Origin of the sequence: Embleya sp. AB8 (assembly GCF_049739465.1) — a bacterium.
Lineage (GTDB): Bacteria > Actinomycetota > Actinomycetes > Streptomycetales > Streptomycetaceae > Embleya.
This window is the reverse complement of the sequence record NZ_JBMHHY010000002.1, coordinates 262,934-284,959: the sequence shown is the minus strand read 5'-3', so window position 1 is coordinate 284,959 and position 22,026 is coordinate 262,934. Positions and strand designations below refer to the sequence as shown.

The window sequence follows — 22,026 nt, the reverse complement described above, 5'->3', positions numbered from 1 at the left end:
TCATGTTTCACGTGAAACGGGCCGCCGTGCGCGGGGGTGTTTCACGTGAAACGGGTCGGGTGCCGGCCGGCCGGTCAGGTGAAGACCGGCAGCCGCAACATGCCGGTGGGGACGTCCTCGTCCGGCGGCAGATAGAGCCGCTGGAGCGCCACCACGATCGATTCGGCGGCGTGGTCGCGAAACTCGGACGTGGCCAGTCGGGCCGCGTCGCCCGCGTTGGTGAGGTAGCCCAACTCGATCCGCACCGCGGGCATCCGGGTGCGCCGCAGCAGTGTCCACGCCTTGCCGTGGGTGCGGCCGTCGACCATCCCGGTACGCGCCACCAGTTCGCGCTGGACCAGGCTCGCGAAGTGCTCCCCGGTCGGCGAGCGTCGCCCGTACCGGTCGGTGCCGCTGCCGTAGTAGTACGACGAGACGCCGGCCGCGCGCGGGCTGTCGTTGCGGTCCGCGTGCAGGGATATCACCAGGTCGGCGTCGGTGGCGTTGGCGAAGGCCGCGCGCTCCTCCTCGCCGATGCCGTCCACGTCCAGGCCCCGGGTCAGGTACGCCTGCACCCCGAGCGCGGACAGCCGGCCCTCCAGACGCCGGGCGAGGTCCCACACCACCTCGGACTCGGCCAGACCGTGTGCCACCACGCCCCGGTCCGTGCCGCCGTGGCCCGGGTCGAGCACCACGGTCTTGCCGGCCAGCGACGGGCCGGAGCGGTGCAGCAGTTCGGACTCGCGCATCGCATGCGGTTGGCCGCCGACGACCGTGCGCGCGAGCCGGTCGAGGGCTCGGAACGTGGCCGGTCCGCACGTGCCATCCGCGCCGAGTCCGTAGTTGCGCTGGAATTCGCGCAGCGCGCGCTCGGTGGCCGGGCCCAGGATGCCGTCCACCCGGCCGCAGTCGAAGCCCATGTCGAGCAGCCGCTGCTGCAGGGTGGCCACGTCGTCCCCGACCGTCGGGTGACCGATCGAGTAGGACAACATGCGGTCGCCGAGCCGCCAGCGGGCCTCGTCGAGGTGGCGGTAGGTCTCCGGGCCGACGACGCCGTCCACGGTCATCGCGCGCTGCTGCTGGAAGTGCCGGACGGCGAGGTCGACGGAGTGGTCGAACACCGCGTCCGGGGAGCCGTCGTGGCCGGCCGCGTCGCCGGTGCCGGCGATCGTGGCGGCACCGGCGGGCAGGAGGCCGAGCAGCACCAGTTTGGACCTGATCTCGGCCACTGCGGGGCCGGTGTCACCGCGTCGGTACCGCCGCTGCATGGTCATGGAAAGGAGTCCTCCCGAGTTTTGACGCAACACTCGATCGTACGCGCGCGGCCGGCCGTTCCCGTACCGGAGCGGGGTCTCGGCGCCTGGATTGCGGGCCGGACCGGGCATACGTCCGGACACGCGCGGAGGGCGCTCCCCGGTTCCGGGAAGCGCCCTCCGCGTGGATCGGCCGCCGGGTCGAACGGGTCGACTCAGACGTACTCTTCGAGCTCCTTGAGGAGCAGCGCCTTCGGCTTGGCACCGACGATCGTCTTGACGATCTGGCCGCCCTTGAACACGTGCAGGGTCGGGATCGACAGCACGCCGTAGCGCGTGGTGATCTCCGGGTTCTGGTCGATGTTCAACTTCGCGACGGTGAGCTTGTCGCTGTTCTCCGCCGCGATCTGCTCAAGCGCCGGGGCGATCTGGCGGCACGGGCCGCACCACTCGGCCCAGAAGTCGACGAGGACGGCCTTGTCGCTCATCAGGACGTCGGTGTCGAAGGTCTTGTCGGTGACGGTGGTGGTGGCCCCGGCCATGGTTTCTCCTCGGTGTGCTCGGGTCGGTCTGCTCGGGTGCAGGAGGGTGGGACGAAGGTGGTGGGTCAGGCGCTCGTGCCGTCGGCGAGCGAGGCGAGGTAGCGCTCCGCGTCGAGCGCGGCGGCGCAGCCGGTGCCGGCCGCGGTGATCGCCTGGCGGTAGGTGTGGTCCACGACATCGCCCGCCGCGAAGACCCCGGTGAGGTTGGTGTGCGTGGTCGGTGCGTCGACCTTGACGTAGCCCTCGGCGTCCAGCTCGATCTGGTCGGTCAGCAGCTCGGTGCGCGGGTCGTGGCCGACCGCGATGAACAGGCCGGTGACCGCGAGGTCGCGCAGTTCGCCGGTGACCGTGTCGCGCAGCTTGACCCCGCTGAGCTTGCCGTCGCCCTGGATCTCGGCGACCTCGCTGTTCCAGGCGAACGAGATCTTCTCGTCCGCGAACGCCCGATGTTGCATGGCCTTGCTCGCGCGCAGCTCGTCCCGGCGGTGGATGACGGTCACCGAGCGGGCGAACCGGGACAGGAAGGTGGCCTCCTCGATCGCCGAGTCGCCGCCGCCGACCACCGCGATGTCCTGGTCGCGGAAGAAGAAGCCGTCGCACGTGGCACACCAGGAGACGCCCCGCCCGGACAACGCGTCCTCGTTGGGCAGACCGAGCTTGCGGTACGCCGACCCGGTGGCCAGGATCACCGCGCGCGCCTTGTGCACGGTGCCGGCGCTGTCGGTGACGGTCTTGACGTCGCCCGCGAGGTCGACCGCCACCACGTCGTCCGGGATCAGCTCGGCGCCGAAGCGCTCGGCCTGCTTGCGCATGTTGTCCATCAGGTCCGGACCCATGATGCCGTCCGGCCAGCCGGGGAAGTTCTCGACCTCGGTGGTGTTCATCAGCGCGCCGCCCGCAGTGACGGCGCCTTCGAAGACCAGCGGCTTCAGGTCCGCGCGCGCTGCGTAGACGGCTGCCGTGTACCCGGTCGGACCGGATCCGATGATGATCACGTTGCGGACGTCGCTCACGCTGAGCCTTTCCTGGTTCCTTGTCGAGCCTCGTGCCGGTGGCCGGCGTCGGCTGTGCGGGCCTGCGAGTCCCGCGCCCCGATGAGATGCGGTGTCTCGTTCGACAACGGATCCTAGGTGCGCACCATTCCCCGCTCCCAACGGCACGAGCGCGGCGTGCCGGGGATCACCTCCGGGGGACCTCGGTGCGCAGCAGTACGGACCCCGCGAGCGGCGTCGCGGGAAGGGTCGACGGGCCGGCCGGCGGAACGCTCGACGTACCGGTGGAGCCGCCCGAGGTGTCCGCCGCGGACCGCTGCACGCAGGACGCGTCGACGATGTCCACCCGGACCCGGCCGGCGTTCGGCCCGGGCAGGACCACCACCCACGCCGGCGCGCCGGCGTAGCTGCCGGTGTCGGTGGCCAGCGCGTGGACGGCGTCCGGTCCCACCGCGCCGGCGACGCATCCGGGCAATGCGGCGGGGGCTCGGCCGGAGCGGAGCAACCGGTCGATCTGCTCGGTGAGTCCGTCCCGGGTATAGATCTTCGGCGCCACACCGGACGGCTTCGCGGGGGTCGACGGCGTCTGCTCCTCCGCGTTCTGTCCCGGTCGTTCGCCCACCTGACCGGTGGGTGCGGCGGCCTGTGGCGCGGACGCGTCGGACTTGCGGTCGGCGCCGGCGACGGACTTGCCGCCGGACTTCTCGTCGTCGCCGGTGCCGACCAGGACGGTGACGCCGAGCGCCACCGCGGCGACCGCGGCCGCCGCGAGCAGCAGCGGGCCGCGGCGCAGTCGGCGGCGTTCCCGGTCCAGCGGGACGACGAGGTGCTCGGTGGCGGGCGCGGGCCTGGCGGCGGGTACCGGTGCCGGTGCGGTCGGGCCGGCCGGGATCGGTGCGGCCGGCAGCCATACCGGCGGCTCGGCCGGACGCGGCGGCGGCAGCGCGGCCGGCGCGAGCGCGTCGTCGATCCGGGCGATCACGTCGGCCGGCATCGGCTCGGCGGGTTGTCCGCCGAGCAACTCGCGGACCTCCGCGAGCGCATCCCGAGTGTCGCGGCACTCGGCGCACTCGGCGAGATGCGCGTCGAGCGCCGCCGCTTCCTCGGCCGTGAGCAGCCCCTCGACGAGGTCGGACAGCACCTCGACGTCGATGTGCTCGCTCATCGTGTGCCACCTCCCTCGATGCTCGTGCCGCCCGGGTTCGGGGTCGGCCCGTCGGCGTGCGGGTGGTCGTCCGTCGATGGGACGGATCGTCCGGCTCCGGGGTTCCCCCGCGCGCCGTCCGGTCCCGGTGGCCCCGCCTCGCGCAGGTGTCGCACCAGCGGCAACAGCCGGGCCCGACCGCGCGCGCAGCGACTCTTGATCGTGCCCGACGCGACCTGCAGGATCCGGGCCGCCTCCTCGACGGGGTAGCCCTCCATGTCCACCAGGACGAGTGCGGCGCGTTGTTCGGCAGGCAGCGTGGCCAGCGCGGCGAACACCGCCTGCCGGGTCTCGCCGCGGATCGCCGGGTCCTCCTGGAGCGGCGCGGGCAGGCGCTGGTCGAGGTCCTCGGGCAGTGGTACGGCCGGCCGCGCGGCCCGGCGCCGGGCCCGGTCCAGGCACGCGTTGACCACGATCCGGTGCAGCCACGTCGTGACGGCCGAACGGCCCTCGAACCGTCCCGCCGCACGGTAGGCGGATACCAGCGCGTCCTGGAGGGCGTCAGCGGCCTCCTCGCGGTCCCCCAGGGTGCGCAGGGCCACCGCCCACAGCCGATCGCGGTGCCGGCGCACCAGTTCGCCGAACGCGTCGGGGTCGCCGCCGGTGTGCCGGGAGAGCAACTCGGCGTCGGTGACGTCCGCGTACGCCGATCCGCCGCGCTCGGTGCTCACCGCCTACCTCCCCCTGGGCCCGGGATCATCCTGGCATGGAGGACACGCGGGATGGGGAGGGGTTCGCCTCGATCGCCGGGAGGAGTCAGGGCACGGTGGTGAAGGTGACCTCGCGCCACGCGTTCTGGTAGCCGGGGTTGTAGATCTGGTAATCGCCGATGCTCGAGTCGACCCTGGGCATCGCGGTCATCACCAGGAGCACGTACCGCGCCCGAACCGGCTTGTCGACCTCGATCTTCAGGTCGTCGTCGTTCGTGGTGTTCTTGCCGACGTCGACGAACGCGTCCTCGGAGGTTGGCATCGACTTCGCGTTGGGCGCCGCCGCGAGCAGTTTGATGTCGGTGTGCGACCCGCCGGCGCCGAGCTTGATCTCGGCCCCGCGCACCTCGCGCACCTCGCCGAGGTCGTAGACGATCCCGTAGCCCTTGCGGTTGAAGGTGATCTCCGGGCCGTCGACCATGTAGTTCGTGCGCCAGTAGGTCGAGTCCTTGCCGTCGTAGGTCAGCTTCACGGCGTCCGGTTGGATCGGCGTACCACCACCGATGGAGATCTCCTTGCCGGCCACCGGCCTCTTGACGACCGGGGTCGGCGGGGCCGTGCTCGTCGGCAGCGAGGTCGGTGTCTGAGCCCCCGGCTTCAGCGGGTCCTGCTTCTTCTCCCCGTCCCCCACGTGGCTCGCCACCTGCCACGTCACCAGCACGATCGCCAGCACCACGAGCACCGCGACCACGCCCTTGACCGACGCGCCGAATCGGCCGCCCAGCGGTGGCGGTGGGGCCACCGGGGGGCGGGCCGGGCCGTTGCCGCCGCCCGGGTAGCCGGTCGACGTGTAGACCGTGCGGGTCGGCGTGGGCGTGTAGACGGGGTACTCGTCCGCCTCCGGTCCGCCGACGATCTCGCCCTGCTCCGGCGGATGGATCTCCGGGATCGAGGCGATCGCCGCGGACAATTCGCCCGGCGTCTCGAACGCCGGTTCGTGCTTGACCTCGTGGCCGAGCGCGCGCATCGTCAGCGCGGCCAGCGTGCCGTCCACGCCGGCCCGGATCTGACCCGGCGCGCACAGCCTGCCGCCGGTGAACGGCGCGGCCTGGAGCCCGTATTCGGCGCCGTCGACCCAGCGCCGGGTGAGCGCCGCGTACATCAGCCTGCCGACCGCGTGGGTGTCGTCGCGCGCCGCGTCGGTGGTGTCGTGCCCGTACAGCGCCGCCTCGACCGCCAGGCCGACGATCTTGTACTGGCCGGTGTGCATGCGCAGCACGTTCTCCGGCGTCAGCCGCAGGTGCGACAGGCCGGCCCGGTGCGCCACGGACATCGCCTGGGCGACCGCGCGGGCGAGTTCGTAGACCTCGTGCGGCGGCAGCGGCGCGCTCTCGAAGACCTTGGTGAGGTTGTCCGCGTCGGGCAGCCACTCCTTCACCACGTAGATCAGGCCGTCCTGTTCGGCGCAGTCGAGCACCTGGACGAAGCGCGGATCGCCCATCAGCGCGGCGGCGCGGGCGGCGGCGATCACCGCGCGGCCGTGTTCGCCGCCGGCGGGCACGATGTGCACGCCGACCGCGCGGCGGAGCTTCTCGTCGACGGCACGCCAGGTCTCGCTGCGGCCGTTTTGCGACAGGCGGTGTTCGAGCCGGTAGCGCTCGGCGAGCCGGGTGCCGCGGTTGACCCGCGGCGGCGCGGGTTCGGGCTCGGGGTCCGGCTCGGGTTCGGGTTTCGGGGCCGGCTGCGGTGCCGGTTCGGCGGCGGGCCTGCCCGGGGCGGCCTTGCTCTGCGCCGACTTGTCGGACGCCGACTCGGTTTCGGTCGCCTCGACGTCGGGTGTCACGTTCTTGATCGGCTCGTCCTTCACCGCTGCGGACTCGGTGGGCTCGGTGGACTCGGGGTGGGGGGACGGGATTTCTTCGGCCACGGGTTTGCCGGGGTGGGCCGAAGCGCCGTTCAGGGCTGGCCCGTTCGCGGCCGGGTCGGCTTCGGCGGGCGCGGATCCGACCACTTCGTCAAGGGCGGGTTCGGGTACGGAACCGATGGGCACAACCGTGGTGGTGTTTGCCGAGCCCTTGCCGTCCGAACCGACCGGATTGTCCGACGGTGCGTCAGAAGTCTTGGCCGGTACGGGGGTTGCCTCACCCGTCGCTAGGTCGACGGATCCTGCGGTTCGGTCCGTCACCTCGGCCTCATCCTCCTCGTCGGCATACTCATGGTAGAGGTGAGGCATCTCGGGCCGTTGGTCAGGGACGACCTCTACACGACAAGAGACTCCCGGACCCCACCTCGGGTTGCCTCGTCGCAAGATCCGAAAGGAAACCGAGACCGGCGTAACGGGAGCTTTACCCCGGTTTCGCGGCGCCGCACACCCTCACTTGGCCCATGGTGGTACATCCCACACGGATTCGCCCGCCGAATTCCCGGTGGGAACTCGACGGGCGCAGTCGTCCCGGCGCTCGCGCCGACGGGTCAGCGGCCGAGTCGGCCCTTGATCATCCCGGTCATCGCGGTCATCTCCTCGACCCGCATCCGGTTGGCCGCGATGAAGAAGACCACGAGCATCGTCACCATCCCGGCGCCCACCGCTATCGCCGAGCCGCCCATGGCCGAGCCGAAGTGGCCGGTGCACAGCCGGGCCACGAAGAACGCCGCGGCCCCACCGATTCCGGCGGCGATCAGCAGTCGGGTGTAGGTCCGGGTCACCCGGCGGCCGTCCAGGTCGCCGAGCCGCTTCTTGAGCCGCTGGGCGGCCAGTAGCACGCCCACCAGATAGGCCAGGCTGTAGCCGCCCGCGATGCCGACACCGGCCCACTTGGTGGGCAGCGCGACGTAGGCGAGACCCGCGAACGCCGCCTGGGCGCCCGCGATCCACACCGTGTTCAGGAACGGTGTTCGGGTGTCCTCGTAGACGTAGAACCCGCGTAGCAGCACATATTGCGCCGAGTACGGAATCAGCCCCAGGCCCAGCGCCATCAGCATGTAGCCGATCCAGTGCGCGCTTTGAATGCCGGTGGGCGCGAAGATGAAGCCGCCGATGTCCCGGCCGAGGGCCACGAAGATCGCCGCACACGGGATCATCGCCACCGCCGAGAGCCGCAGGCCGGACGAGATGTCGCCACGCACACTGGCCAGGTCGCCGTCGGCGGCGGCCCGACTCATCCGAGGCAACATCGCGGTCATCACCGACACGGTGATCACCGCCTGTGGCAACTGCCAGATCAACAGCGCGCTGCTGTACGCGGTGAAGCCGACGCCGAATTGGATGTTCTCGTCCCGCGCGTTGGTGTCGATCGCGGTGGCGAGCTGGGTCACCACCAGGTAGCCGGCCTGGTTCGCCAGCACGAACAGGAACGTCCACTTGGCCAGCCCGAGCGCCTTGCCCATCCCCGAGCCGCGCCAGTCGAAGCGCGGTCGGAAGCGGAACCGGGCCGCCTTGAGGTAGGGGATCATCGCCATCGACTGCACGATCATCCCGAGCAGCGTGCCCAGGCCGAGCAACCGGATCTCGTCCGGGGTGATGGTGTCCGAGTTCTGCCCGGTGTTCTTCGCGGTGCCGGCCACCCAGATGTAGAGACCGAAGGTCGCGATGATGACGATGTTGTTCAGGACCGGGGTCCACATCATCGGGCCGTAGCGTTCGCGCGCGTTCAGGATCTGCCCGAACAACACGTGCAGGCCCATGAAGAAGATGATCGGCAGGCAGTAGCGGGCGAAGGTGATCGCCAGCTCGTAGTCCTGATGGTGCTTGGCCAGCGAGTTGGCGAATGCCCGGATCAGCAGCGGCGCGCCCAGCCAGGCCATCAGCACCAGGCCCGCGAGCACCGTCATCACCAGCGTGAGCAGCCGGTTCGCGTACGCCTCGCCGCCGTCGTCGTCCTGGCGCATCGCGCGCACCAGCTGCGGAACGAAGACCGCGTTCAGCGCGCCGCCGCCGACCAGGATGTAGAGCAGCGTCGGCATCGTGTTGGCGACGTTGTACGTGTTCGCCAGGATCGCGGTGCCCAGGGCCGCCGCGGCGACCAGGTTGCGGGCGAAGCCGGTGATCCGGGAGACGATGGTGCCCGCCGCCATCACGGCGGAGGAGCGCATTATGCCGCCGAGCTTGCTGCCCTTCTTGCCCTCCCCGCCGACCGGGATCCCGGCCATCCGCTCCTCGGCGCCCGAGCCGGGCATCCGGTAGACGGGCGATGTGGACGGGTTCAGCGGGACCGGCGGGGCGTCCAGGACCGCGCTCGCGGAGGCCGACGCGGCCGCCGCCTCGGCCCGGTGCTGGGTCTCGTAGCGCTGGTAGGCCTCGGTGTAGGAGGGCATGCCCGCGACGTCGCCGGCCAGGCCCAGGTTGATCCCGGTCAGCGTCTGGTCCATCAGCCAGCCGCCGGGACGGTCGTAGTCGCCCCAGCCGCCCTGGCCCTGCTGCGGGATCGGTTGTTGCGGGACGTACGCCTGCTGCTGGTAGGGCTGTTGTTGGGGCTGTTGCTGTGGGTGGTGTTGTTGCTGCGGGTGGTGCTGCGCCTGCGGGACCTGTTGTTGTTGCTGCTGGTACGGGTCGCCCGAGCCGTAGCCGCCGCCACCGCCGCCGTAGTGCTGCTGCCCCTGGGCGGACGGGTCGTAGTGCTGGGCCGGGTCGTACTGCTGCTGGGCCGGCTCCGGGGTGAAGATCTCCTCGACACCCACGTAGGGGTCGTTGGCCGGCGGGTCGCTCAGCTCGTCCCGGAACCACGCGCCGCCGCCGTCCTGCGCGGGCGGCTGTTGTTGCTGTTGCTGTTGTCGGGCGTACGGGTCGTAGCCGCCCGCGGCGTACGGATCCCCGTAGACCGGCTCCGGACCGGCGCCGTAACCGCCCTGACTCGGATAGCCCTGCTGCGGATACTCGGGCTCGGCGTATCCCGGCTGCGCGTACGGATCCGGCGGCTGCGCGGCGTAGGGGTCGGCCGGCTGTCCGTAGGGATCGACGTACTGCTGCAGGTAGGGGTCGGCGGGCGGCCGACCCCGGTAGGGATCGTCGTGCGCGCCGCCGTCCGGCTCGGCGGAGCCGCCGGTGTACGGCTGACGTTCGTCGCTCCGGTCGCTCATGCGGGCGGGCCCTCGTCTTCTCGGTCAGGTTGAGTGTCCGGTGCCCACTTTCTCATTCGGGGCGGTCGGTCGTGGATCCCGACGGTGTGTGTCCGTGCGGGTCGGCCGGATCCGGCGGTCCGTTCGCGCCGGCGTGCGGGGCCGCGGGGTGGGCCGGCGGCCACCCGGATATCGGCCCGTTCGGCTCCGGGACGGGGTCCCGTGCCGGACCCGGATCGGCCGGCTCGGCGTCGCCGTCCTCACCATCCTCGCCGTTCGCCTCCCGGGCAAGGGCCGCCTCGCGCCGCTTGCGCAGGAAGGCGCGCAGCGAGAAGACCGCGAGCAGGAAGGCCAGGCCGCCGATGATCCACCGGGTCAACACGTCGATCGTGGTGGTGTTCACGAAGAACGACTCGGGCGTGCGGACCTGCCGGCCGTCCGGGGTGAGCAGCTCGACGTTGACCATGACCTTGCCGTTCGCCGCCGACTTGGCCGAGATCGGCACCTCGCGGCGGCGTCCGTCGGGCACGGTCACGGTTACCGGATCGCCTAGTTTGAGCCGGTTCGGCTGATGCGAGGTGGCCGCGATCTTCACGGTGATCGGCTGCTGGAGGTTGTTCACCACGGTCACCGGGATGCTGCCCTGGTCGCCGGACAACGTCACACCGGTTCTGCGGATGATGTAGACGAGTTTCTCCAGCTCGCGCAGCCCTCGGGTGACGCCGAGCCGATAGCGGTCCGCCCCCGGTGGGTCGCCGCGCCACTCGGTGGACAACATGCGCAGCAGCGCGGGGTTGAACGGGCCGGTCACCCGCTCGGGCTTGGTCAGGATCGAGGCGAAGGTCTGCATCGACCGGGCCAGGTTGTCGATCTCGGTGAGGTATTGCGTGGTCGGCTCGGCGGCGCGGACGTCCTTGGGGTAGCCGGCGAGCCGGCGGGCGGGCAGCGGGGCGGGCTCGTTGGCCAACTCGGCCAGCGGCGCGGGGCGTGCCCAGTCGGTCGAGGCGGCGAGCACGTCGCGCAGCACGCCGGCGAGCGAGGCGTCCATCGTGCGCGGCGGGGTGATCAGCACGCTGCGCGCGGGCTTGAGGTTGGGCTCCTGCAGCACGATGGTGAGCAACTCGGCGAGCAACTGCTGGGTGGTCAGCACCGCCTGGCCCGGCGCCTTGGTGTCGGCGGTCAGGATCTTGTCGATGTCCGGATCGGTGACCAGCGCGGTGCCCTTGCCGTCGGTGCCCGGCAGGGTGGCCGTGGCCAGTGGGGTGACGTTGGACTCCCCCTTCGGCGCCAGGCTCGCCCCCGAGGCGAGCACGGTGCTCGCGCCGCTGCCGCGGGCGAGATCGATCACCGCCGCGTCCACCGCGCCGCCGGCCGGCCAGGCGATGTCGGTGCGCGCCGACTTGCCCAGCGTGCGCTGGATCACCGCGGTCGATTCGAGCTGGGCCTCGCCGAGTTGGGTGCGCAGGTCCGCCTTGCCCGCGTCGAGGGCGTGTGCGACCGCGGCCAGGTCGGTGTCCGCGTAGGGCAACGCGAGTACGGACTGCATGCCGATGGCGGCCTTGAGCCGCTCCAGCCAGGTACCGGCGACCGGACCGCCGCCGCCGGCCAACGTGTCGGCGACCTGGTTCGGCGTCGCCTTGGCGGTGTCCTCGGCGGACGGCGCCTTGCCGCCCTTGGTCTTCTTCGGCTTGTCCGGATCCAGGCTGCCGGGCGGCGCGACCCGATAACCGCCCGCCATCTCGGCGGCGGAATCCAACAGCTCGGGATCGATCGCCCAGTCCACCTTGAGCCCGTTGCCGATGTTGACCAGGTCGTACAGCCGCCCGCCCGGGGCGAAGAGCCCGGCAAGGTCGTCGTCGCGGAACACCGGGGTCTGGCCCTCGTCGCCGAGCGTGGTGCCGTCCCGGTGCGGCCGGTCGACCAGCGGCCAGACCAGGCCCACCCGCAGGGGGTTGGGGGTGACGTCCTTGAGGCCGTTCTTGGCGATCCACGGCAGGAAGGTGCGCGTGCTGCCGATCGGCTTGCCGCCGACCCTGGCCTCGACCGTGAGCGGGTACGCGCCGGTCTCGCCCAGGCCGAGCGAGTTGGCCAGGAAAGATATCGCCCAGGGCTGGGCCGCGCCCGGCCCGACGGCCAGATTGCGCAGCGTGACGGTTTTGTCCTTCAGCAGGGCGCCGGTCGACTGGGCTTCCTCGGGCGAGGCGATGCCGGCGCGGTAGAGCGGCTCGGAGGTGCGCACCCGGACCGCGACCTCGACCTGGTCGAGCACCCTGGAGCCGGTGTTCAGCACCTGGCCCTCGATGTTCACCGTGCCGCCGGCCCTGGCCACCGGGGTCATCTTGGTGATCAGCACCTGGACCCGATCGCCGTCGGCGGCGCGGGCGAGCGTCGGCGGCAGCATGCCGAGCAGCGAGGCGGCGAGCACCAGGGCCAGGATCAGCACGCCGAACACCCGCCCCGGCGGCGGCCCGACCCTGGTCCCGGGCCGGGACCGGCGATTGCTCACGCGCTGTCCGCCAACAGCTCCGGAGCGAGCGTGACCAACCGCCGCTCGTCGGGGTATGCGAGACGCGCCGTGAGCGCGCCGAGCGGAACCCAAGCCACCGCTTCGACCTCGATGTCGTCGTCCGACAGATCCCCGCCCGCCGCCTCCATGAGGTAGTGGTGGACGGTCTTGTGCACCCGCCGGTCCGGCGCGGTGAACCAATAGTCGATCACGCCGAGCGGAGCCAACACCCGACCCACGATGCCGGTCTCCTCCTCGACCTCGCGCAGCGCGGCGTCGACCGCGCTCTCGCCGTCCTCGATGTGCCCCTTGGGCAGCGACCACAACAGTCGGCCGCGCCGATCCCGGCGGGCGATCAACGCCGCCCGCAGGGTGAGCCGATCGACCACCAGGCCGCCCGCCGAGATCTCCTCGACCACCTGCAACCGACGGCGCGGCGGCGTGGTCTCGGAAGGCATCCGCCAAGCTTAGTGCGACATGCGCCACGCCATTGCGCCATGATCACCGCGTCATGCGGCCCGTCGAGGCACCGGCCGCGGGGTAATGCGCGCGAGCGGCGCGGCCTCGACCCGTAACCTTGTCTCCCGTGCCGAACGCCAAGAACACACCCCATCCGGACGACCCGCCGGTCACCGGCGAACTGAGCGCCGTACAGCGCCGCGCCGTCACCGAACTGTTGCGCGTCGCCCCCGTCGCCGACGACCTCGCCCACCGCTTCCAGGCGGCCGGGCACTCGCTCGCGCTGGTCGGCGGCTCGGTACGGGACGCGCTGCTCGGTCGGCTCGGCAACGACCTCGACTTCACCACCGACGCGCGCCCCGAACAGGTGCTGGCGATCGTCCGGCCCTGGGCGGACGCGGTGTGGGACGTGGGGATCGCGTTCGGCACGGTGGGTTGCCGCAAGAAGCTCGCCGATTCGCCCGACTACCAGATCGAGATCACCACCTACCGCTCCGAGGCCTACGACCGCACCTCGCGCAAGCCGGAGGTCTCCTACGGCGAGTCCATCGACGACGACCTGGTCCGCCGCGACTTCACGGTCAACGCGATGGCGGTCGCGCTGCCCGGGATCACCTTCGTCGACCCGCACGGCGGGCTCGCCGACCTGGCCGCGCGGGTGTTGCGCACGCCGGGCACCCCCGAGGCGTCCTTCAGCGACGACCCGCTGCGGATGATGCGCGCCGCGCGATTCGCCGCGCAGCTCGACTTCGAGGTCGCGCCCGAGGTGGTCGCGGCGATGACGGACATGGCCGAGCGGATCGAGATCGTCTCCGCCGAGCGGGTGCGCGACGAGCTGAACAAGCTGATCGTCTCCGACCACCCGCGCAAGGGCCTGGAACTGCTGGTCGGAACCGGTCTGGCCGCGCACGTGTTGCCCGAGCTGCCGACGTTGCGCCTGGAGGTGGACGAGCACCACCGGCACAAGGACGTCTACGAGCACACGCTGATCGTGCTCGAACAGGCGATGGAGCTGGAGGCACCGGGCGCGCCGGACCTGGTGTTGCGCCTGGCCGCGCTGCTGCACGACATCGGCAAGCCGCGCACCCGGCGCTTCGAGCCGGACGGTCGGGTCTCCTTCCACCATCACGAGATGGTCGGCGCGCACATGACCCGCAAGCGGCTGAAGGCGCTGAAGTATCCGAAGGACGTCACCGACGACATCACGCGCCTGGTCGAGCTGCACCTGCGTTTCCACGGCTACGGCACCGGCGAGTGGACCGACTCGGCGGTGCGCCGATATGTGCGCGACGCGGGTCCGCTCCTCGACCGACTGCACAAGCTGACCCGGTCGGACTGCACGACGCGCAACAAGCGCAAGGCGGCCACGCTGGCGCGTGCCTACGACTCGCTGGAGGAGCGGATCGCGCAGCTCGCCGAGCAGGAGGAACTGGACTCGATCCGGCCGGACCTGGACGGCAACGAGATCATGAAGCTGCTCGAGGTGCCGCCCGGCCCGCTGGTCGGCAAGGCGTATCGGCACATGCTCGAACTGCGCCTGGAGCACGGCCCGATGGAGCACGATGCGGCGGTCGCCGCGCTGCGCGAGTGGTGGACGGCGAACGCCGGGGTGTAGGTACGCGCGAAGCCCGCCGGTGGGGACGACCGGCGGGCTTCGAGGTGCGAGTGGGGCGCGGGGTTACTCGAACTTGGCGCCCTTGCTCTCGAGTTCCTTCTTGGCGGCCTCGAACGTCTCTTCGGTGACGCCCATCGTGCTGATCGGGTCCATCGCCTTGACGTCCGCGAGCGTGGTCTTCGAGGTGAAGGCCAGGCAGACCACACCGTCCTTGGTACCGGACCAGTAGAAGGTCGCGAAGACGCCCGAGCTCTCCGGGAGGTCCTTGCACTTGCCGGTGTCCGAGGAGCCGTCGACCTTCTTGACGATCTTCCACTTGGCGTCCGGCGAGTCGCACTTGGCGATCTTCGGCATCTTGGACTTGCCGATGCCGCCCTCGATGTGGCCGAGGCAGTCGCCGGCCTTCGCGCTGGTGGCGTCGTCCTTGTTGAGCGCGTTCTTGGCGACGAAACTCACGATGGCGAGGACGATCAGCACCGCGACCGCGATCAGGATCTTCTTCAGCTTGCTCTTGCGCGGCGGGGGCGGCGGCGGGCTGCCGTAGAAGCCCGGCTGAGTACCGGGCGGGAAGCCGCCGGCGGGCGGCGGGAAACCGCCCTGCGGCTGGCCGGGCTGCTGGTTCCAGGTCTGCGGGGGCTGGCCCTGTGGCGGCTGACCCTGCGGGGGCTGACCCGGCTGCTGACCCCAACCACCCTGCTGGGGCTGCTGGGGCTGGCCCGGCTGCTGGTTCCAGCCCTGGTTCGGCTGCTGGGGCCCCTCGGGGCCGGGCGGGAAGGGATTGGACATGGGGACGCTTCTCCGTTGCACGGGACTGGTGAGACAGTCCGGAACACTAGGGGTCCGGCCGGACACGCGCAGCGGGGATTCCCCTTGTCTCGACGGAATGTGAGCGAAATAACGGGCATATCCCTGCTATTCGCATTCACGATCGCTTATTTCCGTGCGGCGAGACACAGGACGAAGCCGTCCGGGGCGGGGTTCGAGGCCAGTGGGATGGGCTCGCCCGGTACCGAACCGCACACTGCGGCGGACGTCGTCCACTCGATCCGCTCGACCACCACGAACCGGGCCGCCGGGTCCTCGCAGTCCACCGGGTCCTGATCGACGCTCGCCCTGCTGCGCAGACAATCGCCCTCGTGGATGCGCGGCCCGCCGTCGTCCTTGTGCACGTACCACCAGCCCCCGGCGGACCCGGCGCCGACGAGCAGCGCGGCGGCGAGCGTGATCAGCGCCACCCGCCCGCGCCGCCGGCTCGAGCGACTGCCGGCCCGTGCCCGGCGGCCGGTCGGCGGTGCGGCGTCCGGCGTGGTGTTCTCGGTCCACGCCGGTACGTACGGTAACGGCTTGTTTTCCCCTGAACCGGCGTTATTGGACATGGAGTATCTCCAGAGGTGCCGAAATTCGCTGGATGTGCAGGCTAGAACCTCGGCCTCGGCATTGCACTACCCACGAGTAATTTCCTGGAGACGAGCGCGCGGCGAAAAGCCCCGGGTATTGCCAAAAGGGATATCAGGACCGGCCGGAGTCCGTCGGCAACGCCGCGACGATCACCGGAGGGTGGCGGCGTGACGCCAGGGTGTACAACGAGCCGGTCAGCGCGAACACCGCGGCCACCCCGAGCAGCACCCCCGGCGAGCGGCCGTCGTCGGGCAGGCCGAGTGCGGCGACCGCGGCGGCGGCCACGAACGCGACGTTGAACAACACGTCGTAGACCGAGAACACCCGACCGCGATACGCGTCGTCGACGGTGGTCTGCACGATCGTGTCCACGCCGATCTTGGCGCCCTGCGAGGTCACCCCGAGCAGGAACGCGGCGACCAGGAGCGGTGCGAACGCGAACGGCAGGCCGAGCGCCGCCTGAAGGACCGCCGCGGCCAGCGCGCAGGTGCCGATCCAGGCCGGCACGCCGATCCGGGTGGTGATCGCGGGTGTTGCCACGGCCGCGACGAAGAAGCCGAGCGCGGACACACTCACGGTGATCCCGAAGGTGGCCAGTCCCCCGTCCGGATCGCTCGGCTCGTTGAAGGTGTTGCGACACAACAACACCGTCATCACCGTCAGCACGCCGTAGCAGAACCGCATCGCGGTGATCGCGGCCAACGCGTGCGCGGGCGCCCGCCGTTGCCACACGTGCACCGCCCCCTCGCGCAGCCCGCGCGCCACCGACCCCAGCGCCTCCCGCAGCCCGGGCAACACCCGATCCGGATCGGGCCCGAGCAGATCCGCCGGCATCGTCGCGGCGACCGCCGCCGAACTCAGGTAGAGCAGCCCGGACACCACGATCACCAGCGCGGTGGCGCCGGATCCCGCGGCCAGGAAGGCGTGCACGAGCACCGCGGCCCCGCCGCCGAGCGCCGCCGCGACCGTGCCCGCCGTCGGCGACACCGAGTTCGCCGTCACCAGTTGCCCGGCCGGCACCACGCGCGGCAGCGACGCGGACAACCCGGCCAGGACGAATCGGTTCACCGAGAGCACCACGAGCGCGGCGGCGTAGAAGACCGGATCGGGCACCCCGAGCAGCACGAGACCCGCGGTCACGGAGACCAGGACGGCGCGCAGCACATTGCACAGGACCAGCACCTGACGCCGCCGCCACCGGTCGAGCAGCACCCCGGTGAACGGCCCGACCAGCGAATACGGCAGCAGCAGTACGGCGAACGCGGTCGCGATCGCGCCGGCCGAGGTCTGCTTCTCCGGCGCGAAGAACGCCTGTCCCGCGATGGCGACCTGGAAGGCCCCGTCGGACAGCTGCGAGGTCAACCGGGTGGCGAAGAGCCGACGGAAGTCGCGCAGCTTCAGCAACGAGCGCAGATCACGGATGAGGGGCACGGCGCCCACCGTAGCCGGCCGGCGTCGGCCCTCCCCAAACCGGCACCGATCCGGCCGGGCACGCCGAAGGCCCGGCTCCTGGAGCGGAGCCGGGCCTTCGATCACCCGACGACACCGCGAGGGCGCCGGTCGGGCGGAGCGGGTCAGCGCTCGATGTCACCCTTGATGAACGACTCGACCGCGTTGCGGGCCTCGTCGTCGAAGTACTGCACCGGCGGCGACTTCATGAAGTAGGAGGACGCCGACAGGATCGGGCCACCGATGCCGCGGTCCTTGGCGATCTTCGCGGCGCGCACGGCGTCGATGATGACACCGGCCGAGTTCGGCGAGTCCCAGACCTCGAGCTTGTACTCCAGGTTCAGCGGGACGTCGCCGAAGGCGCGACCCTCGAGGCGCACGTACGCCCACTTGCGGTCGTCGAGCCAGGCCACGTAGTCCGACGGGCCGATGTGCACGTTGTCCGCGCCGAGGTCGCGGTCGACCTGCGACGTGACGGACTGCGTCTTGGAGATCTTCTTCGACTCCAGGCGCTCGCGCTCCAACATGTTCTTGAAGTCCATGTTGCCGCCGACGTTCAGCTGCATGGTGCGCTCGAGCAGGACGCCGCGGTCCTCGAAGAGCTTCGCCATCACGCGGTGCGTGATCGTGGCGCCCACCTGCGACTTGATGTCGTCGCCGACGATCGGCACGCCTGCCTCGGTGAACTTGTCCGCCCACTCCTTGGTACCGGCGATGAAGACCGGAAGAGCGTTGACGAACGCGACCTTGGCGTCGATGGCGCACTGGGCGTAGAACTTCGCCGCGTCCTCGGAGCCCACCGGGAGGTAGCAGACGAGGACGTCGACGGCCTGGTCCTTGAGGACCTTGACCACGTCGACGGGGGCCTCGGTCGACTCCTCGATGGTCTCGCGGTAGTACTTGCCGAGACCGTCCAGGGTGTGCCCACGCTGCACGGTGACGCCCGACAGCGGCACATCGCAGATCTTGATCGTGTTGTTCTCACTGGCACCGATGGCGTCCGTCAGGTCGAAGCCGACCTTCTTGGCGTCCACATCGAAAGCGGCCACGAACTCGACGTCACGCACGTGATACTCGCCGAACTGCACGTGCATCAGGCCGGGGACGCGGCTGTTCGGGTCGGCGTCCTTGTAGTACTCGACGCCCTGCACCAGCGAAGCGGCGCAGTTGCCCACGCCGACGATGGCTACGCGAACCGAACCCATTCCGGTTGCTCCCTGTGATCTCGACGAAGTCGCCATGAACCGGCGACCTCAGTTGTTGGATGCGGACGGGTCCGAGGCCACGTCCTGGGTGGGGGTCCGAAGCCGGTCGTCGGCGTCCTTCGACGCGTCGACCGGGCGTTCGGGGCCGGTGGCGTCCGGAGTGGCTCCGGCATGCCGCTCGGCGGTGATGAGCTCGTTCAGCCAGCGCACTTCGCGCTCGACCGACTCCAAGCCGTGTCGCTGCAACTCGAGGGTGTAACCGTCGAGCTTCTCCCGCGTCCGGGTCAGCGACCCGCGCACCCGGTCGAGGCGTTCCTCGAGCCGGCTGCGCCGACCCTCGAGGATACGCATGCGCACCTCGTGGTCGGTTCGACCGAAGAAGGCGAAGTGCACGCCGAAGTTCTCGTCCTCCCAGGCCGAGGGCCCGGACTCGGACAGCAGTTCTTGGAAGTGCTCCTTGCCCTGTGCCGTCAGCTGGTAGACGATCCGGGATCGTTTGCTGCCGGCGAGTGCCGTCACCTCGGGCACCTCCTCCGCGAGCAGACCCCGTTCCAGCAGGGACTTCAGGCACGGATAGAGGGTGCCGTAGGCGATGGCACGGAACGAGCCGAGCACGGTGTTGAGCCGCTTGCGCAGTTCGTAGCCGTGCATGGGGGAGTCGTGCAGCAGGCCGAGGATCGCGAATTCGAGGACGCCACCGCGCCTGCTCATCGCCTTCCTCCATCCGCTGCGCGCCGGGCCGGACCCGGGTGTTGCCGCGATCGTGGGATACGGTCGCAACCGACCTTCGTCCGGCCGGGGCTGCCGTGCCCCAGGCTCGATGTACCGGCCCGATGTATCGAACCGATACATCGAGACGATAGGTCTCCTTGCCGTGTGGTGGCAAGGAGGCTGCCGGTGACTCGGGTCACAGACAGGTCACAGTGGGGTCGCGAAAGCGGATCCGCGTAGTCTGTTCCGCCGTGTGGTACCTCAAGCCCCGCTTCCTGCGGAACCGCCCCCCCCCGCGCGTGCGTCCTGGGGAGCGGAGAGCCACGACCCGTGCGTCCGACCTCCGCGTCGTACGGCCGAGGAGTAGCGAACGCATGAGTGAACATCGCCGTAGATCACAAGAGCCGCGTCCCGAGGGGCGCGGTGACTCGTATTCGGGGGGCGCCGGCGGAGCCGGAGGCGGCGGGACGCCGCCCGGTGGCTCGGCGCTGCCCGACGGGCCCGGAGGGGGCGACGAGGAGCGCCCGCTCTCGCGCGTGGAGGCCCGAAAGGCCGCCCGCTCGGGTGGCCGGCGGGCCGCCAACGGCAGTACGGCCGGCGGCCGATCCCGAGCCGAGGCAGGGCCGGCCAAGAAGAAGCGGTTCATCGACTACCCCAGGTACGGCAAGACCGGCGTGCGTCGCTGGTTGCCGTCCATCAAGCAGATCCTGGCGATGATCCTGTTCTTCCTCGCGTCGATCATGGGCCTGGCCGCCCTGGCCTACGCGATGGTCAAGGTGCCGGACCCGAACGCGAACACGACCTACCAGTCGAACATCTACTACTACGCCGACGGCAAGACCGAGATAGGTCGTACCGGGCAGGTCAACCGGCAGAACGTGACGGTGGACCAGATCCCCAAGCACGTGCAGAAGGCCGTGATCGCGGCCGAGAACCGGTCGTTCTACAGCGACTCCGGCGTCTCGCCCAAGGGTCTGCTGCGCGCCGGGGTCACCATGGTCAAGGGTGGCGACACGCAGGGTGGCTCGACGATCACCCAGCAGTACGTCAAGAACACCTATCTGAGCCAGGAACGCACCTTCAAGCGCAAGTTCAGCGAGATCTTCATCGCGCTGAAGGTCGACCGGCAGATGCGCAAGGACGACATCCTGGTCGGCTACCTCAACACCGCCTTCTACGGCCGCAACGCGTACGGGATCCAGGCCGCTTCGCAGGCCTACTACGGCAAGAACGTCGGCGACCTGAACGTGGCCGAGGGCGCCTATCTGGCGACGCTGCTGAACGCGCCGGGCATCTACGACGTGATCGAGTTCCCCGGCCAGATCGACAAGGTCAAGGGGCGCTGGGCCTACGCGCTCGACGGCATGGTCAAGGAGGGCTGGCTGGACAAGGCGGAGCGGGAGAAGCTCGAATTCCCGATGCCGATCAAGCCCAAGCCGGCCGCCAACAAGGCGGGTCAGGCGGGTTACCTGATGAAGGTGACCGACCAGTACATCAAGGCGAACAAGCTGATCCCCGAGGCGGACCTGGCCCGGGGCGGCTACAAGATCGTCACCACGTTCGAGAAGGACAAGCAGGACGCGGCGGTCGCGGCGGTCCATGACCAGCTGACCTCCGAGCTCAAGCCGGAGAAGTACGAGGCGGACAAGTACGTTCGTACCGGTCTGGCCTCGGTGGTCCCCGGCGACGGGGCGGTGGTCGCGTTGTACGGCGGGCCGGACTTCATCCAGCAGGAGTACAACGACGCGGTCCGACGCGACATCCAGGCCGGTTCGACGTTCAAGTTGTTCGTGCTCGCGGCGGCGTTGCGCAACGGCGGCGCGGACGGGAAACCGATCGGGCCGGACAGCATGTACGACGGCAACAGCAAGATCCCGATCAAGCTGCAGAACGGGCAGATCTTCAAGGACGACAAGACCAATCAGCCCTACCTGGCGCCGAACGAGGGGGATACCAGCTACGGGCCGATCCCCATCACCAGAGCCATGGAGAAATCGGTCAACACCGTCTTCCTGCAACTGGCCGCCGACGTCGGCCCGGAGAAGGTCAAGCAGGCGGCGATCGACGCCGGTCTGCCGCCGGACCTGTCCTCGTTCCAGGCGACCCCGACGATGGCCCTCGGGGTCGCGCCGCCGAGCGCGCTGGACATGGCCGACGCCTACGCCACCTTCGCGGCTCGCGGCCTGCACGCGGATCCGTACTTCATCAAGGAGATCACCGCCAACGGGTCGAAGAAGGACGTGCCCAGGCACGAGCCCAAGCAGGTGTTCGACAAGAACGTCGCGGACACCGTCAACCAGGTCATGATGCGGGTCGTGGACAACCCGCCGCTCGGCGACGGCACCGGCCGGGAGGCGAAGAAGCTGGGTCGCCCGGTGGCCGGCAAGACCGGTACCACCGACGGCAACAACTCCGCGTGGTTCGTGGGCTACACGCCCAACCTGGCCACCTCGGTGGCGCTGTTCCGGGAGGACCCGAACACCCACGCCCGCCTGTCGCTCAAGGGTCTGGGCAATCGCGACGCGGTGCACGGCGGTGATGTTCCGACGCTGGTGTGGACCGCGTACATGAAGGCCGCCATGCAGAACATGCCGAGCCAGGACTTCGCCCAGCCGGGCGAGAAGTACGACGAGAAGAACAAGGTCGCGCCGTCGACGTCGGCCCCGCCGTCGAGCGCGCGCGCGCCGTCCAGTCCGCCGCCGTCGAGCCCGGCGCAGAGCACGCCGCCGCCGCCGTCGAACACGCCCCCGCCCGGTAACGGTCCGCAGGGCAGCACCGGCGATCCCGGAGGCAGCCAGACCCCCAAGCCGCCGAAGAGTACGCCGCCGCCCACCGAAACGACGGGCGGACCGGGCGGTGGACCGCAGGGCGGGACCCGCGGCGGTGGCGCGAACGGATTCATCATCGGCGGCGGCCGGGGCGGGGGTTGACCGGCACTAGCCTTACGCGTGCCCCATCGCCTCGGCGGTGGGGCACGCGTTGTCGTATCCGGCCGGCGAGGGCGACCT

16 protein-coding genes are annotated in these 22,026 nt (G+C 70.5%); 2 read left to right on the top strand and 14 right to left on the bottom strand.

Translation table 11 applies throughout. From position 1 onward, the window contains the following. Positions 1-74: 74 nt before the first annotated feature. From ABIA38_RS04260 to ABIA38_RS04220, 9 genes are all read right to left on the bottom strand, one after another. The gene (locus ABIA38_RS04260; protein ID WP_424637027.1) at positions 75-1,253 is read right to left on the bottom strand and encodes an N-acetylmuramoyl-L-alanine amidase; all 1,179 of its coding nucleotides are present in this window, start codon (positions 1,251-1,253) and stop codon (positions 75-77) included. A 194-nt stretch (positions 1,254-1,447) separates the two neighbouring features. Next, positions 1,448-1,774, bottom strand: a complete 327-nt coding sequence (trxA, locus tag ABIA38_RS04255; RefSeq protein ID WP_424637026.1) for a thioredoxin — start codon at positions 1,772-1,774, stop codon at positions 1,448-1,450. A 65-nt stretch (positions 1,775-1,839) separates the two neighbouring features. Next, a complete protein-coding gene (trxB, locus tag ABIA38_RS04250) occupies positions 1,840-2,787 on the bottom strand; it encodes a thioredoxin-disulfide reductase (protein ID WP_424637025.1) in 948 nt (315 codons plus the stop codon). A gap of 166 nt (positions 2,788-2,953) precedes the next feature. Beyond that, positions 2,954-3,931 carry an anti-sigma factor family protein gene (locus tag ABIA38_RS04245; RefSeq protein WP_424637024.1) on the bottom strand — a complete coding sequence of 326 codons (978 nt, stop codon included), beginning with the start codon at positions 3,929-3,931 and terminating at the stop codon, positions 2,954-2,956. Beyond that, positions 3,928-4,641 (bottom strand): RNA polymerase sigma factor SigM, encoded by a 714-nt coding sequence (gene sigM / locus ABIA38_RS04240; protein WP_424637023.1) that lies wholly within the window; start codon positions 4,639-4,641, stop codon positions 3,928-3,930. The genes ABIA38_RS04245 and sigM overlap by 4 nt, the downstream gene beginning before the upstream one ends. A gap of 85 nt (positions 4,642-4,726) precedes the next feature. Next, a complete protein-coding gene (locus ABIA38_RS04235; RefSeq protein ID WP_424637022.1) occupies positions 4,727-6,670 on the bottom strand; it encodes a protein kinase family protein in 1,944 nt (647 codons plus the stop codon). Positions 6,671-7,092: 422 nt separating this feature from the next. After that, positions 7,093-9,696, bottom strand: coding sequence for a murein biosynthesis integral membrane protein MurJ (gene murJ, locus ABIA38_RS04230; RefSeq protein ID WP_424637021.1), 2,604 nt, complete (start codon positions 9,694-9,696; stop codon positions 7,093-7,095). A gap of 52 nt (positions 9,697-9,748) precedes the next feature. Next, positions 9,749-12,181: a DUF6049 family protein gene (locus ABIA38_RS04225; protein ID WP_424637020.1), complete on the bottom strand. Its 2,433-nt coding sequence runs from the start codon at positions 12,179-12,181 to the stop codon at positions 9,749-9,751. After that, the gene (locus ABIA38_RS04220) at positions 12,178-12,639 is read right to left on the bottom strand and encodes an NUDIX hydrolase (RefSeq protein ID WP_424637019.1); all 462 of its coding nucleotides are present in this window, start codon (positions 12,637-12,639) and stop codon (positions 12,178-12,180) included. Before ABIA38_RS04220 ends, ABIA38_RS04225 begins: the two co-directional genes overlap by 4 nt. A gap of 128 nt (positions 12,640-12,767) precedes the next feature. Here ABIA38_RS04220 and ABIA38_RS04215 point away from each other — a divergent pair, with 128 nt between their 5' ends. Next, entirely contained in the window at positions 12,768-14,255 is a 1,488-nt protein-coding gene (locus ABIA38_RS04215) for a CCA tRNA nucleotidyltransferase (protein WP_424637018.1), read from the top strand. Positions 14,256-14,318: 63 nt separating this feature from the next. On the opposite strand, the gene ABIA38_RS04210 is transcribed toward ABIA38_RS04215, so the two are convergent. From ABIA38_RS04210 to ABIA38_RS04190, 5 genes are all read right to left on the bottom strand, one after another. After that, positions 14,319-15,041 (bottom strand): LppU/SCO3897 family protein, encoded by a 723-nt coding sequence (locus tag ABIA38_RS04210; RefSeq protein WP_424637017.1) that lies wholly within the window; start codon positions 15,039-15,041, stop codon positions 14,319-14,321. Positions 15,042-15,187: 146 nt separating this feature from the next. Then, positions 15,188-15,631: an LppU/SCO3897 family protein gene (locus ABIA38_RS04205; protein WP_424637016.1), complete on the bottom strand. Its 444-nt coding sequence runs from the start codon at positions 15,629-15,631 to the stop codon at positions 15,188-15,190. Between the two features lie 133 nt (positions 15,632-15,764). Continuing rightward, positions 15,765-17,084: an MFS transporter gene (locus tag ABIA38_RS04200; RefSeq protein ID WP_424637015.1), complete on the bottom strand. Its 1,320-nt coding sequence runs from the start codon at positions 17,082-17,084 to the stop codon at positions 15,765-15,767. Positions 17,085-17,227: 143 nt separating this feature from the next. Continuing rightward, entirely contained in the window at positions 17,228-18,307 is a 1,080-nt protein-coding gene (locus ABIA38_RS04195; RefSeq protein WP_424637014.1) for an inositol-3-phosphate synthase, read from the bottom strand. 48 nt (positions 18,308-18,355) lie between these two features. Then, complete coding sequence (locus ABIA38_RS04190; protein ID WP_424637013.1) at positions 18,356-19,018, bottom strand: PadR family transcriptional regulator; 663 nt, start codon at positions 19,016-19,018, stop codon at positions 18,356-18,358. A gap of 374 nt (positions 19,019-19,392) precedes the next feature. Here ABIA38_RS04190 and ABIA38_RS04185 point away from each other — a divergent pair, with 374 nt between their 5' ends. Continuing rightward, positions 19,393-21,948, top strand: coding sequence for a transglycosylase domain-containing protein (locus ABIA38_RS04185; protein WP_424637012.1), 2,556 nt, complete (start codon positions 19,393-19,395; stop codon positions 21,946-21,948). Positions 21,949-22,026 lie beyond the last annotated feature (78 nt).